Raw genomic sequence first — 14,088 nt, 5'->3', positions numbered from 1 at the left:
GGTATTTACAGTTTTTCAGACATGTTCAGCTTGTCCTTGAAATGCCGGATTGCTTTATCTTGTTCTTTACTTAAAATGTTTATCATTTAATCATGCTGACTTAATATAATGTTTAAGTGTTTTTATATGGGGGGAATATGTGTAAGGAGGCGGTTTATTTGAAAAACGATCAGAAAATAACACTAAACTCTTCTTTTGCGTTATCCACTCTTATTGTCTTACTTATTGCATTGTACCCGTCCTATTCTTCTTGGTTTGTCACAATATTCTTTTTAGGATTTGCACTGATATACACATTTGAAAAAAAGAGCAAATCTTCAAAACTAATTGCTATTATCTCTTATCCACTATTTATTGTTGCGTTTGTTTACAGCTTAATAAACAGCATGTAATAATCCTCCCACCTAAGGCAGGATTATTTTTTATCACATTGCAGCAACTTTTGGGCCGCCTTAGTTTGAGATGATAAAGCTGTCACTCCCGATTTTTTCTTTCGATCCTTATCTTCATCAATCGTTACAAGGTGTTTTGTCATTAAAGTTGCCCCTGCCATCTTAAATTCCTGCCTATCCTTAAAGTAAACAATTTACATTCACCTAGAATGATCATATTAGCTAATCCAGCTAAATAAGATGACCAACCCCCTGTAGGCAAATTTAAAAGCAAATCCTATGTTTGAACGACAGCGGCCGTTGAGTACTTTTCAAATTTGGTATCCCGTATGTAGTTCCGGCATCCTCCCAATCATCTGCAGTTGTCGAGTAACTTAGGGTCTTAATATTTGAGGCGGTTTTAAGTTAAGTATATTGACTGATTGATTAAAGGTAGATGTTGCTTTCAGTATCATTCCTAGTCTGAGTTAGCTCTTTCGCATTAACTCCTGCCCAAAATCATAAAGCAAACCACTCCAGTAAAATTCCAATCTTGCCAATGGTGTTTCTCAAACCTAATTCCCCCCTCTGAGTGTTTTAACACTCAGACGTTACCCTGAAAATATTTGTTTTTGTTAAAATTACAGTTTTATTGAATCTTCTCCACGGCATAAAATGGGCATCCCCAGTGAGACTTTCGGTTCTTTTTTAAAAAAGTTGTGTCTCGTATAATAACAAAAGTATGTTTTTAAAATTCTTGTTCCTTCTTTTATAACTGAAAATTTTAATGAAGAAAAAACCTATTTCATTTATCATGGTGTTCACGTTGGCTGTGCTGACTATATCAGTTGTTTCTCCTGGCTATGCAAGTGCAGCAGAAAGTAAAAAAGCACCTGTAGTTCAAAATAGCGTACAGGCTCCTTTAGCTTCAAATTCTGAAGTACATACACAGGGCATTCCTTTCGCTAAACAAATATTAGTAAAAGCACTTAGGGTTGGCGGTCCCGCTTTAGGAAACCTTATTAAAAAGATCCCATATAAATGGGCTCAAAAAGCTGGTGATGCTTGTTCTAAGTGGGGACACAAAGCGGCGGACGTTATAGATGAACTTACAAATTTCGGAGAAACAGCTGTTACTGTGGCCTTAGTGAAAGCCGGAATTCCATTAGCTGATGCACAGTTAATTGCGAAGGTTGTTGTGTTCTTTTTGGTATAACTATACATTAAAAACAAGAGAGTGAGGCTTACAACCTTCACTCTTTTGTTTTAATTAGGTAAGGAGAGATCACCATGAATCTGCTTGTTATGACGTTATCAATTTATCTTTTATCTCTCATCGTCTTTTTTATTTTTATGTACAGAGGAGAAAAGAAAGAAGCTGCAGAAAAAAACACAAATGAAAAATTTTTATTATCTACAGTAATAGGAGCTTTGGTTTTATCACTCATTCCTACTGCAGTCATAATGGTGATAATCTTATTTGCAACAGGATCAGCAAATGTGCTTGTAAGCTTCTTTGAATTAGAAATAGAATTTAAACAGATTGTTATAACAAGTGTGTGTATGGTTGTTTATTCTTTTACTTTTGATAATATTTTTGTGGCTGTTGGAAGGCATCTCATTGGGGATAACTTCTTCAAGTTTATATTTGCCTCATTGTTTAGGTTTTTATTCATTTATATAGTGGGTATCTTATGTTCAATTGGGAACAGCGACAATTTTAAATTATCATTAGGATTAACTTTATTTTTTCTTTTGTTAGAATGTATTTTCCCTAAAAAGTCTGATCGTGCCCAGAATTTAAAATCTTAAGGACGGGCATTTGGTGAGAATATAATGCATATAAAAAAGGAATAATGTTCAAAAAGATAAAGCAGGCTTAATGTCTGCTTTATTTAATTAAAATCCCTCTTCATACAGTGCTTTCTCTAAGAAATTCAGCTCCTAAAGCTCACACTGAACCTTCATGCTTTATACTTCGTCACAACAATAAAGTAACAAGCAAGTTCCCAGAACTCTCGAATCTTGATATGCTAAATGGTACTGTTGTTTTTGCAGCCCAAGGTGGTGTTCCTGGCTTTGAGACTGTAATGGGACGCTAGCTTACTTTAATCTGCCAAAGAAAAGCATCTTGAAGGAATCGTATTAAAAAAGCCCCCATGAGATTAATAAACATTCTTATAGCTGGCTGAAAGTGATTATAGATTTAAGACTACATGGTAAACCCCGCATACATTCCTTTGAATCTTGGAGAGTATAATCTCTCCGTTACATAACTCCTTAATGCTTAGCCCCTTAAAATGAACTGAAAATTTAGTACATAATACAATAAGTTATCCTTCACCAAATGCTCTTCATATTTTGTGACAGATTCATTCCAGTTTGAATAAACCTATTGACCTCCTAAAATTAAGTGTTATTATTTACTTTAATTTACAAATAAAGGAGTGTTTAATTTGAAAAAGTTGTTTAGTTTTATTGTTTGCACCATGGTGGCCATTCTTTCTCTGAGCTTTGCCACTGCCGCGTCTGCTGAGACCGGCAATTCTAGGTTTTCAACTAAGCTTACTAGCTCTGCCGAAGGTGAATTTAAAGCTTTTGGTCTTAACCCTCCTAATTCAAATAGCATTGTAAATCTTACGAAAAACAAATTGACATTCGCTGGACAAGCAACTGGCAATACATTATATTCAAACAGTTATTTTCAAGGAAAATCTTCGATAAGCTATTCAATTACAAACAATATTGGAACTAAACTAACTGTGAAAGTTTGGAATGATTCCGACTGGATTTTTGCTACTGAAACACTAACTGTAAATGCTAACGGTACAGCTACAGGAACAATAAAAAATCTAGATGCCAATGCGCTTTACTATCTATCTTTCTCTGCTCCGAGCGACTTTTCTGGCTATGTTCAATAAAACGTAATTTAAGCTCCATTCGTGGGGCTTTTTGTATTCATTAAAAACTATCGTAAGACAGAAATGAATTATTTGTAAAAACATGATATATTGATAATACAATCGAAGATTCAAGGCTCCTACACAAAAAACAAGCCAGTGATAAAATCCTTCTTCTTTTATCTAGACTTGTTCAGCTCTCTCCAACATTTCAAAGAAATTGTGCCGCAATTAGTTTGGCATTGTAGTCTTCAACCTCTTTCTTTGTGCTGCCCAATTTATCAAAAGCTCACCATTATGAATTTTGATAAAAGATTTAATCCTCAAGCCATCAAAACAAACATCTAAAATTAGCCTGTTGCCTGAAGTGCCATCAATTTTGCTAAAGGCAGCTTCTTTATTGTCACCAGCATAATGCACCTCTTTAATTGATTCATTGGTAAAGTACTCAGTTTCCCTGGTTGCTACATAGGTTTCATTTCTTCCTCTTACTCCGTTTAAAATCACGATTTCATCTTCACGTCCTAGTGATCTTAAGTCCTTTCTCAATATACGCAGAGCTGTATTATGAGTTCGCATAGTATTTAATGAATTGTATTTGATATCAATCACTTCAATATTAATTGACTCTGCTCTTATGAAACCATTTAATAGCCTATCAATTTCAACCCATTCACCATTGCAATATTCATCTTGGAATAACGTTATTTTAATCATTGTCTAACCCTTCCTTTAATGAACTGCTTTCGTTTAACTTTCGGAAAACATATTAATCTGCTAACATTAATAGCTCATCGACATTATCATTGTATTCACCATATTCACCAGAGTCCCATTCAACACCTACAGAACCTCGATTTGTCGTCCACAATATAATTCCCATTTCTCCATTCTCAAAGACCTTACTTGCTCCCCTTTTTGACAACCGAGCATATTTCAACCCCTTTCTTAAAATAATCACATTTTTAAGTTAACTTTAAACTGCATTATGTTGAGAATATCACCTTTAATTGGTAAGCTGACATCTAAGGTCATACTTATACAAAGCAGGTGATATATTGAACAAAATAATCGGAATGACCGGATTAATTATCTCCTTACTTGTGCAAGGGTTCTCAGCAAGTGATTCATTGACTCATAAGATCGCCATGGCTTGTCTATTTTTGTTCTTATTGGTTTATAATTTTAACCATACTAAGGAGTTCTCTAAAAAGTCTCTGGCGATTATAGGCGCTTCCTTTATTGTGCTAATGCTTGGAATTTATCAATTCCTCTTTTTTACCAGTGATTACTTTGAAAGTCGCGGTTTAAATTTTGGATTTATCCTCTTACTTGAAATTGTTTTAGTTATTGGATTAGTGACTGCTGCGCTGAGTTTAATTAAGCATATTGCAGACCGCTTAAGGAAAACACCTGATGGTAAAGAGCGTTGACTCTTTGCCTTTTTTTAGCTAACCATTTCTTTTTATGCCGTCTTTCTATGTACAAAATCAAACGCAATATCGACTTTTGCCGGCTCTCTTCTGTCAAATGATGAATTGACTCCAGACATTGCATCTTAATGGGCTCTTTTTCATTTTTCACCAGAATTTCTCGATCAATTACCTTTTTGACACTTTACAAAAGATCCAGTCGCATTGCTCTCTTTGATAAGAACTCTACATTTCTAATAGCAAGATTGAATATTGTTTGTTATTACACTTGGCCCCAACTTTTGCGTCTTAGAATTTGAAAGGCGTACTTGCACTTTAACATTTGTCATTTCAGCCGATATGGAATCAATCCTTCCAGCCCAATTAGGGCTCTCTTCCTCGGGAGTTGGATATAGTTTAAATCGCCAACTGATCTCCCCTGTTTTGGCGGCAAATCCTTCATAACCGTCGTAGCTTCCATAAGAAGATGGCTGAGGAAGGTGGACAGCAAGAATACTCATATTCGTTCTTGCAGCACTTGGCGGGTATAACTGCACTTTATAGATTAGTGCCGCACCCTTCGCATTTTTCAGTTTTTGATTTACCGGTTCGAGTACTGCACTACAAGGCATTGGACTTGCTTTCATTTGAGTTGGAGAGGCAATAACAGCAGCCAATAACGGTATAACCAAGATAAATCGTTTCATCTACATTCCCTCACATTTTTTTGTTAATTTCCCTTACTCCCGCCTTGAATATTCATCACTTTTGAATGGTTAGCTTCATTAAAAGGTGAAAAAGGCGATACTGGAGCTACAGGTGCAACCGGGGTTAAAGGAGCTACTGGTGCTGCCGGTAAAGATGGAAAATCAGCATATGAATTAGCCGTTCCACAAGGTTTCTCAGGAACATTAGATGAATGGCTTGCCTCACTAAAAGCAACAGCAAACTGATCACGTACCCTTCTCTAACGAGGAGGGTATTTTTTTTCGTTTTTTCAAATTAGAAAATCCCAAAATCTCTACATCCTTTTACAATTTTTTCAATGACTATGTTATGATTATTCCCAAAGGGTTTTTGAAATTTTCAGAAAGAGGGGTTTGGATGAGCAAGATCGCTTCAGAAGTTGTTGCTACTACACTGAATGATTGGTACATTGCTATAAAGAAACAAAAGGTACATGAGTCAATAAAATATTACTCAGAGATTAAAAGCCTGTTCGATGATATGGAAGAGGATCAAGAAGTTCTTGCATATTACAGTTTATTAGAAGAAAGACACAAAATGTTGCTACACTCTTCACGCGGAGAGCCTTTACAAAAGCACACTTATTTCACTGAAGAGAATGAAAATTTCATAAAAAGAACGAACGATAAATTGGAATATAACTTTTATTTATTCGAAGCAATGTACGAGGCATACAACAAAAATTATGATCGAGCAATTAACTTATATGGATTAGCAGAGAAAAAGCTTGCAGAAATTCCGGATGAAATTGAAGCAGCTGAATTCTACTCCAAGGTCTCCTACTTATACACTCTTGTTAAACAAAGCATTGTGGCACAACACTACATCAAGAATGCAATTGCAATATATAAGCGACACCCTGATTATAAATGCAAACTGGCAACTTCAACAATGATTGCTGCTGCAAACTATTCCGATATGAAACGGTTTGAAGAGTCAGAAACATATTATTTAGAAGCAATAGACATTGCACAAGAAACAAAGGATGAATATTTGAAAGCTCAGTTATATCACAACCTTAGTATCGTGTATTCTGATTGGGACAAACCTGATAAGTGCATTAAATCTCTCGAAAAAGCTATTGAAAATGAATCTTGGATGAATTCAAATTATTATATAAATTCTTTATTCATGATGATTAAGGAACTATTTAAAATTGACGAAAAAATGAAAGCCATTAATTTTTACAATAAAGCACAGGAAAGACTCATATTAATGGAGAATAAGATATACGAAGCCAAAATTAGCATCCTATACAACCTATATTGCGGTGAATTAAAAAACAACTTCAATAATTGCATCCGTTATATTGAGTTTTTAAAACAACAAAATGACCTTGAAAGTGTAGATGAATTGTCCTACATAGCTGCAAAAAGGTTTGAATCAATAGGTGCTTTTGAAGAAGCAACAAGCTTTTTCAATGAAAAAATTTGGGCTGAACAGAAAATGAATCAGGTGGAGGGAATCTTATGAAAAAAATTGTGCTTTGCGTATCTATTTTAACTGTAATTTTAAGTGGGGTAGCTTTAACGCAATTGAGTACAGATTCACCATCTAACATCCAGGTAGCTGAAAGGCCAGTCGGAGGTTAAAAATTAATTTAGCCCTACTCATATGAGTGGGCTTTTTATTTTATGATTTGTGATCACCTGTCAAACTCATATCCTAGTTGTTTAGCATAATCAATCAAATAATCAACAATAATGCCACCTATCCCACGATTTCGATATCCTTCTTTAACAATCATACGAGATAGATAAATGCGTTTATCCGGAATGGTATAATCCGGGTCATTGTTTTGAAAAACTAACAATCCTTCTCCTATAAACTCGTCATTCACTGAGTAAATAAAAGTAATTCTGTTGCCGCTTACTAATTCGTCATAAAACACCTTAGCCATTTTCTTTTCCATGTCCCAAATATTATTACACTTATTGTATTCTTCGGGTTTTAATTTCTTTATTTGGTACGAATCCATAACCTCTCTCCCTTTTTATAATTAGTTACTATCGAAAATAAAAAAGCTCTCTTTCTGAGAGCTTAACTTTGCAATACTTTTCCTAAAAATAAAAGCTAATTGTCCTTACCAAAGAGCAATTTTCCAAAGTCATTTTCTAAAATCTCAATTTCCACATCACTGTCACTATCATCCGTTTCAATTGGTTCGTCTACTAAACTTAGGATAAACTCCTCAAACGAATTGGCAATTAGGAAAAAGTCTTTATCAGGCTGACTTAATTCGTGATCCCAAAACAAAACTTTTTCATTGTCGATGTCCATACATATTACATTACCACCTGCCGAGCTTGCTATAGGAATAATATTCCCAGGAAAGCGATCAGAATAAGTATTGATTGCTTCTTGGAGACTGTTATGATCGTTAGCTAAACCATAGAAGCTCTCTAGTAATTGTGTATCATCTTCCTTACCCATCCAAGGATCTTTCTCTATAGGTTTGTAGCAAACGTCGTACTCAACTTCATCTGTTGTTTTTTTACTTTCTAAATAACAGCCTCCATATCCCTTCAAAAAATCCTTATAGTCGGAAGGCAATTGATTACCTATATTTCTTTCAATTTCTTTGAGCTGCTCGTTTGTATTAATGTTGGGTTCTGTTTCAGTATCTATCGTAAATTCTTTTAACTTTTGTTCAATTTTATTGAAACTCATTCTAATACCCTCCCCTTAAATCAGAAGCTCCTCCAATATGAGGTATTTTGTTATTAATCACACTAGGCACTAGTTGTATTGTGACACTATCCAAATGGTGTGGGGTAAGTCCCTGTTGTGACAGCCATTTTTTCGCCTGCGCTTGAGATTTAAAACCCTTGATCTCTTTAATTTTTTTATAAACAAGCCTAAAATCTTTTTTCGTTCCATTTAATTCACCAGTCTTAAACTTAATGTTTGCAACAGTCCATGGAGTAAAATCAGGACGTCCATCTTTAAAAGTAATCGGTTCTCCCTTAGTCGCTGCTTTTACTTCAGGTATGTCGGAATACCATTTTCCGTCACCAGGTGCGCCTTCCCATCGACCTTTATTCCTTGGTAATACCGTTCTAGGATTTGCTGATTCAATTAATCTAAGTAACCGATCCTTTAAATTTTCACTGTTAACTACATTATAAGGAACTCCTCCAGCCGGAACAACATCGTAACGGGGATTATAAGGCAATAAATCAGCAATTGAGACATCTTTCAGTTTTTGGCCTGCTTTATTGACTTTAGAGGTGACTTTTCCTGCTACGTCAGCTTTTGTAAGAGAACCGGCTCCCTTTGTGCCTACTACAGAGGTAACTACTGTACCTATCGCATATGTCACCCATCTTGATCTGGAGTAAGCATCTCCATTTACCATATCTTTTTGATACGATTCCTCAATAGCTGTTGAAATGGCATTATACGTGTTAATTGGATGAGCAACTGCCCCTATGATACCTTCAACAACTTCATCAGGTTTAGTGATTAGTTGCCATAAACCGGTTACCGTGTCTTTCCCGACATCATATAAACCAACGCCGGCTCCTTTTAAAATATCCCAAGTCACTTCTCCGGCTTCTTCCATCTGTTTTGCTTGTTCAAGCTGAATGACATATTGCTGCTGGGAAGGTTCAAGGTTTTCATAGCCGATCTTCTTCGCAATTTCTAAATATTCATCCGGATCGGTCACACCGTCGGCGAGTTTTTTCTTCAGATCCTTGATTTCCCGCTCTTTTGCTTCTTCCTTCTTAAACGTTAAATATGTGTCTGAATGTCTTGCAATCTCGCCTTTTTTCTTATGTATGTCACTTTCCCTGTATGCCTTGGCGTTATAGTGAAGCGGAGTGGCGTTTTTCCCTTTACCCGTTGCATTTTGAAGCTGTTGAAAATCTGCCTGAATGAACTGTTCGTTCGCTTCGGTTTCTGCGTATTCTTTCGTTAGATCGTGATCAAGCTTGCCGAGCTTATTTACGGTATCGTTCCTTTTTTTATCTGCTGAATCCAGCTTTTGATCGACATCTTCTGTGGAAAAAACTTCTAGATGAATGATATCACTGATTTCATCAAGGATACCTTTCATTTCATTGCGCTGCTCCTGCATGATGGCTTGTGATTTATTCTTCGCATGAAACAGCTCGTGTTCTAAAAAGGACTCTTCCACAAACGAATCGGCCAGTCCCGCATCTGTTACTTTTCCTGAAATACTGTTAAGAAACGCAATCTTCATATCGATCAGATCAAGCCAGCTGTCTGTGACGCCGGCGTGGTCTTGAAAGAATGCTTTGATGTTATCAGCACCTTTGCCTGAAAACTCACTGTCGTCTAAGTCAGCCATTCCCTGAAACGCTTTTCTGAGATTGATAAATTGTTCTCTAATCTGATCGTATTGTTTTGCCCGCTTTTCTGCGGCTGAAATGAACGAGGCTGCTTCAAATACTTTCATTTAAGTCTCCTTCCCACTTAATCTTATCTAAATTTTCTATTCTGAAATATATTTATAATACTCTTGGATTTTCGGCTTCACTTCCCAGTATTTAGCTCCATTTGATGACACCAACATGTCAAACCATATCTCAAAGTTAGAGTCTAAATATACCGCATCTTCAATATTATCAATTGAATCCAGATGCAACATATACCCCAACCCTTTATTTGATTTGTTTACATCAATAACATACCTGCCATCATAATGATACCCAATTAGGACATATCCCTTAGGGAAGTCTTGAACTTCATTAAATTCAATTATCCCTTCTGTACTAAGAAGCTCAATACCATTAAACATTTCCATTCCATTGTGATTGAATAGGAACTCTTTATAATCATTAGGCAAAGTTACCCCTAACATCTTTTCTAAACTATTAATTTCTTGAGGACTGGCTGGGTCTCTGAATTGAAAAGCAGCATCTTCCATGACATGCCCTCCATGTTGGAGCATAGGAAAAGTTCCGTATTTAGAAACAGCTTCCTTTATCCCATCAAGAGTCATGCGAATTAACTTTCCTTCTTCCAATTAAATTTCCCTCCTCTAAGGTGTTTGAGTCACTAAATTTTACCACACAACTGTATTTGAGTGTCTTAAAATGCCAAAATGAAATTTACAATATTTGGTTTTACACTTATAATTAGGAAGGTTTGTCCGATATAGAGACAGAACAAACAAATTGGGGGAATTACATTGAAGAAATGGCTGTTAGGTATTGGCGCATTATCTCTAAGCTTTTCTTTAGCTGCGTGTGGATCTGATTCTGCTTCTACAGATAAAACAGATTCAGATCAAGCTAAAACAACAGAGCAAGAAGAAAAGGATGCAAAAGAGACAAAGGCAGACACTCAATCAAATGACAAAAGTACTAATGACAAAAATGAAAAAGCCGAAAATGCTTCAAAGAAGGATTCGTCGGATAAAAAGGCGTCTGACAAAAAGAAAAAGCTGGTCGATGTAACACTTAACAGAACAGTTGATGGGGATACGATTAAAGTTAACTATAAAGGCGAAGTCAAAACTGTTCGTTATTTACTTGTTGACACGCCTAAAACTAAGAACCCAAACTCTTGCGTACAACCATATGGTGAGGATGCTTCAGCAAGAAACAAACAGCTGGTTAACAAGGGAAAACTTCAACTGGAGTTTGATAAAGGAGATCGTACAGACAAGTATGGCAGAATGCTGGCTTACGTTTATGCAGATGGCAAATCAGTACAAGAAACACTGCTTAAAGAAGGATTAGCACGAGTAGCTTATGTATATGAGCCAAACACGAAGTATTTAGACACGTATAAGAAAGATGAGCAAGCTGCGAAAGATAAAGACTTGAAGATTTGGAGTAAGAATGGATATGCGACTGATAAAGGATTTAATGGCTGCGTAACGAAACCGAAGAAATCAGTAAGTGTATCTAAGCCGGCTCAAAAGTCAGTTACAACACACCAATCCGAGACACATAAATCGAACTCAAGCGGTTCAGCACCAAGCAGCTCTTCTAACTCTGCACAAGCCTCCCCTTCTGCTGGAGGAACAGAACACTTTGCAAACTGCACAGAGCTGAGAAAGAAATATCCGCATGGAGTACCAAGCACTCACCCTGCCTATACATCTAAAATGGATCGGGATAATGACAACTTTGCATGTGAGAAGAATTAATTATTTTGAAGTCCTCTGAGGCTTCTTTTTTTATTTGAGTATTTTCTCAGGCTAACAAAAAACATAGAGCGTATGAGCGAGCTCTTTAGCCCAACACTTAAAGAATACAGCCCCTACAATATTTATTACGTTATTTTCGTATTCAATGTCAGACAGCATATTGTATGAATACTTCTGTTTTTACAGCAAATACAATAAAGAGGAGGTGCTGATTTTTTGGAGTTAAAAAACATCGTTCATTCTTACAACATTACAAATATTTTGGGTTATCTTAGACGCTCTCGTCAGGATATGGAGCGAGAAAAAAGAACAGGCGAAGATACGCTAACAGAACAAAAAGAACTCATGAATAAAATATTGAAGTCGATTGAAATCCCCTATGAATTAAAAATGGAAATCGGGTCAGGAGAAAGCATTGAGGGCCGCCCTGTTTTTAAAGAATGTCTTAAAGACCTCGAGGAAGGCAAGTACCAGGCAATTGCTGTTAAAGAAATAACAAGACTCAGCCGCGGGAGCTACAGTGATGCGGGACAAATTGTTAACCTTCTTCAAAGCAAGCGATTGATTATCATTACACCATATAAAGTTTATGACCCTCGAAACCCTGCAGACATGCGTCAGATTCGTTTTGAATTGTTTATGGCCAGAGAAGAATTTGAAATGACCAGAGAGCGTATGACAGGCGCTAAATACACATATGCGGCACAAGGGAAATGGATTTCCGGACTAGCGCCTTATGGATACCGGTTAAACAAAAAAACATCCAAACTAGTCCCAGTCGAAGAAAAAGCAAAAGTCGTTCAATTCATCTTTAACATCTTTTTAAATGGGTTGAATGGAAAAGATTATAGTTATACAGCGATTGCTTCTCACTTAACAAAATTACAAATACCGACTCCATCAGGAAAAAAGCGCTGGAATCAATACACAATTAAAGCAATTCTGCAAAACGAAGCGTATATCGGAACTGTTAAATATAAGGTTAGGGAAAAAACAAAAGACGGTAAACGAACAATTAGACCTGAAAAGGAACAAATTGTAGTATCGGATGCACATGCTCCTATAATAGATCAAGAACAATTTCAACAATCACAAGATAAAATTGCAAACAAAGTCCCCCTGCTGCCTAATAAAAATGCATTGGAATTAAGTGAATTGGCAGGCGTATGCACTTGTTCTAAGTGCGGTGAACCATTATCTAAATACGAAACTAGGAGAACGCGAGAAAACAAAAACGGCACGGAAAGTGTGTATCACGTTAAATCACTCACTTGCAAAAAGAATAAATGCACTTATGTTAGATATAACGATGTTGAATATGCCATTTTGGATTACCTCTCTTCTTTAAGCAACTTAGATAATAAGACTTTAACAAAACATATCACTTCAATGATTTCTAAATACGAAGACGTAAATAGTAATGTGAAAACAAAAAAGCAAATGTCTGAACATCTTTCACAAAAAGAACAAGAGTTAAAAAACAAAGAGAATTTTATCTTTGAGAAATATGAGAGCGGCATTTACACTGATGAACTTTTTTTGAAAAGAAAAGCTGTTTTAGATGAAGAATTTAAAGAACTCCAGATTGCCAAGCATGAGCTCAATGGAACTCAAGAAGCGCAATCAGAAATAGACAGTAATACAGTCAGAAACAACATAAATAAGATAATTGATCAATATCACATTGAATCAAGCACAGAGAAAAAGAACGCGCTATTAAGAATGGTCTTCAAAGAAGTTATCGTTACGATGACACAAAAACGAAAAGGGCCAATTCCGGCTCAGTTTGAAATTACCCCTATCCTGAGGTTTAATTTTTCGTTTTCGACCTCACCGTCACTGATAGTCCCTCAAAATGCAGTAAATATCTTAAAAAACCGATAAAGCTGTTTCCCCGGTAAACACAATGGGAGCTACGAAGCTGTTGTCCGAAAAGCTGTTTCATCAGGCGAATCATCATGTTCAAAACCGCGGTACGGTATTTTGTTCGGTCCGCTTCGGCAATGTGCTCGGTTCACGCGGTTCCGTTATTCCTATTTTATTTGAGCAGTTGATGGCAGGCGGCCCGCTCACCATTACGGATAAAAACATGACGAGGTTTTTTATGTCGATTGATGATGCCGCAACGCTCACCCTGCAATCTGCGGCGATCACAAAGGGCGGAGAAACATTTATTTTTAAAATGGAGTCCCTGAGGCTTGAAGAACTGCTTCACGGATTTGAAGAATATGCGTTCCGGCACGGACTGCCGCGCCCCGCCGCTGTTGAAGTGGGAAAACGTCCCGGTGAGAAGCTTCATGAAGAACTGACCTCTCCTCATGAGACGGAATCTTTATATGAATGGGGCAATCTTTACGCAATATTGCCGGAACCCGCCAAACATCCGGAATTTCGGAAGGTCAATCTCCCCAGATATCAATCCGATCAGGCGCCGCTCATCACAAAAGACACAATCGTAAAGATTATTGAACGATTACATGAAGAAAAAAAAACATAGAAAAAAGGCCTGTCTGATAGGCAGGCCTCATTGCTGA

The 14,088-nt window shown here is 36.6% G+C and carries 15 protein-coding genes and 3 pseudogenes; 10 read left to right on the top strand and 8 right to left on the bottom strand.

Features of this window, described 5'->3' with window-relative positions; genetic code table 11:
- The first annotated feature begins 158 nt into the window (after positions 1-158).
- On the top strand, positions 159-392 hold the full coding sequence (locus SB24_RS20465; protein ID WP_039254812.1) for a hypothetical protein: 234 nt from the start codon (positions 159-161) through the stop codon (positions 390-392).
- Between the two features lie 23 nt (positions 393-415).
- Here the strand turns inward: SB24_RS20465 and SB24_RS20460 are convergent, their stop codons facing one another.
- Positions 416-553, bottom strand: a complete 138-nt coding sequence (locus SB24_RS20460; RefSeq protein ID WP_223255207.1) for a hypothetical protein — start codon at positions 551-553, stop codon at positions 416-418.
- Positions 554-1,158: 605 nt separating this feature from the next.
- On the opposite strand from SB24_RS20460, the gene SB24_RS18855 reads away from it, so the two are divergent.
- The 3 genes from SB24_RS18855 (at position 1,159) to SB24_RS18845 (ending at position 3,292) form a co-directional block, all read left to right on the top strand.
- Positions 1,159-1,587 (top strand): hypothetical protein, encoded by a 429-nt coding sequence (locus tag SB24_RS18855; protein WP_033574684.1) that lies wholly within the window; start codon positions 1,159-1,161, stop codon positions 1,585-1,587.
- 74 nt (positions 1,588-1,661) lie between these two features.
- Positions 1,662-2,183 carry a hypothetical protein gene (locus SB24_RS18850; protein WP_021493934.1) on the top strand — a complete coding sequence of 174 codons (522 nt, stop codon included), beginning with the start codon at positions 1,662-1,664 and terminating at the stop codon, positions 2,181-2,183.
- 644 nt (positions 2,184-2,827) lie between these two features.
- A complete protein-coding gene (locus SB24_RS18845; protein ID WP_039254808.1) occupies positions 2,828-3,292 on the top strand; it encodes a hypothetical protein in 465 nt (154 codons plus the stop codon).
- Positions 3,293-3,502: 210 nt separating this feature from the next.
- Here the strand turns inward: SB24_RS18845 and SB24_RS18840 are convergent, their stop codons facing one another.
- Positions 3,503-3,988: a hypothetical protein gene (locus SB24_RS18840; RefSeq protein ID WP_039254805.1), complete on the bottom strand. Its 486-nt coding sequence runs from the start codon at positions 3,986-3,988 to the stop codon at positions 3,503-3,505.
- A 341-nt stretch (positions 3,989-4,329) separates the two neighbouring features.
- Between SB24_RS18840 and SB24_RS18835 the strand changes: the two genes are divergently transcribed.
- Positions 4,330-4,704, top strand: coding sequence for a YoqO family protein (locus SB24_RS18835; protein WP_015417664.1), 375 nt, complete (start codon positions 4,330-4,332; stop codon positions 4,702-4,704).
- 16 nt (positions 4,705-4,720) lie between these two features.
- Here the strand turns inward: SB24_RS18835 and SB24_RS20690 are convergent.
- Both SB24_RS20690 and SB24_RS18830 read right to left on the bottom strand, forming a co-directional pair.
- Positions 4,721-4,799: pseudogene (locus SB24_RS20690) on the bottom strand (hypothetical protein); the annotation flags it as partial.
- Positions 4,800-4,937: 138 nt separating this feature from the next.
- Positions 4,938-5,390, bottom strand: a complete 453-nt coding sequence (locus SB24_RS18830; protein ID WP_039254802.1) for a YoqH family protein — start codon at positions 5,388-5,390, stop codon at positions 4,938-4,940.
- A gap of 397 nt (positions 5,391-5,787) precedes the next feature.
- Here SB24_RS18830 and SB24_RS18820 point away from each other — a divergent pair, with 397 nt between their 5' ends.
- Together SB24_RS18820 and phrK are read left to right on the top strand one after the other, a co-directional pair.
- Complete coding sequence (locus tag SB24_RS18820; protein WP_039254799.1) at positions 5,788-6,903, top strand: Rap family tetratricopeptide repeat protein; 1,116 nt, start codon at positions 5,788-5,790, stop codon at positions 6,901-6,903.
- On the top strand, positions 6,900-7,022 hold the full coding sequence (gene phrK, locus SB24_RS18815) for a phosphatase RapK inhibitor PhrK (RefSeq protein WP_016936664.1): 123 nt from the start codon (positions 6,900-6,902) through the stop codon (positions 7,020-7,022). The genes SB24_RS18820 and phrK overlap by 4 nt, the downstream gene beginning before the upstream one ends.
- 53 nt (positions 7,023-7,075) lie before the next feature.
- Here phrK and SB24_RS18810 read toward each other — a convergent pair whose 3' ends face one another.
- The 4 genes from SB24_RS18810 to SB24_RS18795 form a co-directional block, all read right to left on the bottom strand.
- Positions 7,076-7,408: a GNAT family N-acetyltransferase gene (locus SB24_RS18810; protein ID WP_033574688.1), complete on the bottom strand. Its 333-nt coding sequence runs from the start codon at positions 7,406-7,408 to the stop codon at positions 7,076-7,078.
- Between the two features lie 95 nt (positions 7,409-7,503).
- The gene (locus SB24_RS18805) at positions 7,504-8,100 is read right to left on the bottom strand and encodes an SMI1/KNR4 family protein (RefSeq protein ID WP_033574689.1); all 597 of its coding nucleotides are present in this window, start codon (positions 8,098-8,100) and stop codon (positions 7,504-7,506) included.
- Position 8,101: 1 nt separating this feature from the next.
- Complete coding sequence (locus tag SB24_RS18800; protein WP_033574690.1) at positions 8,102-9,853, bottom strand: T7SS effector LXG polymorphic toxin; 1,752 nt, start codon at positions 9,851-9,853, stop codon at positions 8,102-8,104.
- Positions 9,854-9,889: 36 nt separating this feature from the next.
- Complete coding sequence (locus SB24_RS18795; RefSeq protein WP_076982865.1) at positions 9,890-10,324, bottom strand: SMI1/KNR4 family protein; 435 nt, start codon at positions 10,322-10,324, stop codon at positions 9,890-9,892.
- Between the two features lie 264 nt (positions 10,325-10,588).
- On the opposite strand from SB24_RS18795, the gene SB24_RS18790 reads away from it, so the two are divergent.
- From SB24_RS18790 to SB24_RS18780, 3 genes and pseudogenes are all read left to right on the top strand, one after another.
- Positions 10,589-11,554, top strand: a complete 966-nt coding sequence (locus SB24_RS18790; protein WP_039254795.1) for a thermonuclease family protein — start codon at positions 10,589-10,591, stop codon at positions 11,552-11,554.
- A gap of 216 nt (positions 11,555-11,770) precedes the next feature.
- A pseudogene (locus SB24_RS18785) lies at positions 11,771-13,455 on the top strand (recombinase family protein).
- Positions 13,431-14,051: pseudogene (locus tag SB24_RS18780) on the top strand (polysaccharide biosynthesis protein); the annotation flags it as partial. The pseudogenes SB24_RS18785 and SB24_RS18780, both read left to right, overlap by 25 nt.
- Between the last annotated feature and the right edge of the window lie 37 nt (positions 14,052-14,088).

It is taken from the genome of Bacillus sp. Pc3 (assembly GCF_000815145.1).
Classification (GTDB): Bacteria; Bacillota; Bacilli; order Bacillales; family Bacillaceae; genus Bacillus; species Bacillus velezensis.
This window is presented reverse-complemented; position numbering and strand designations above follow the sequence as displayed.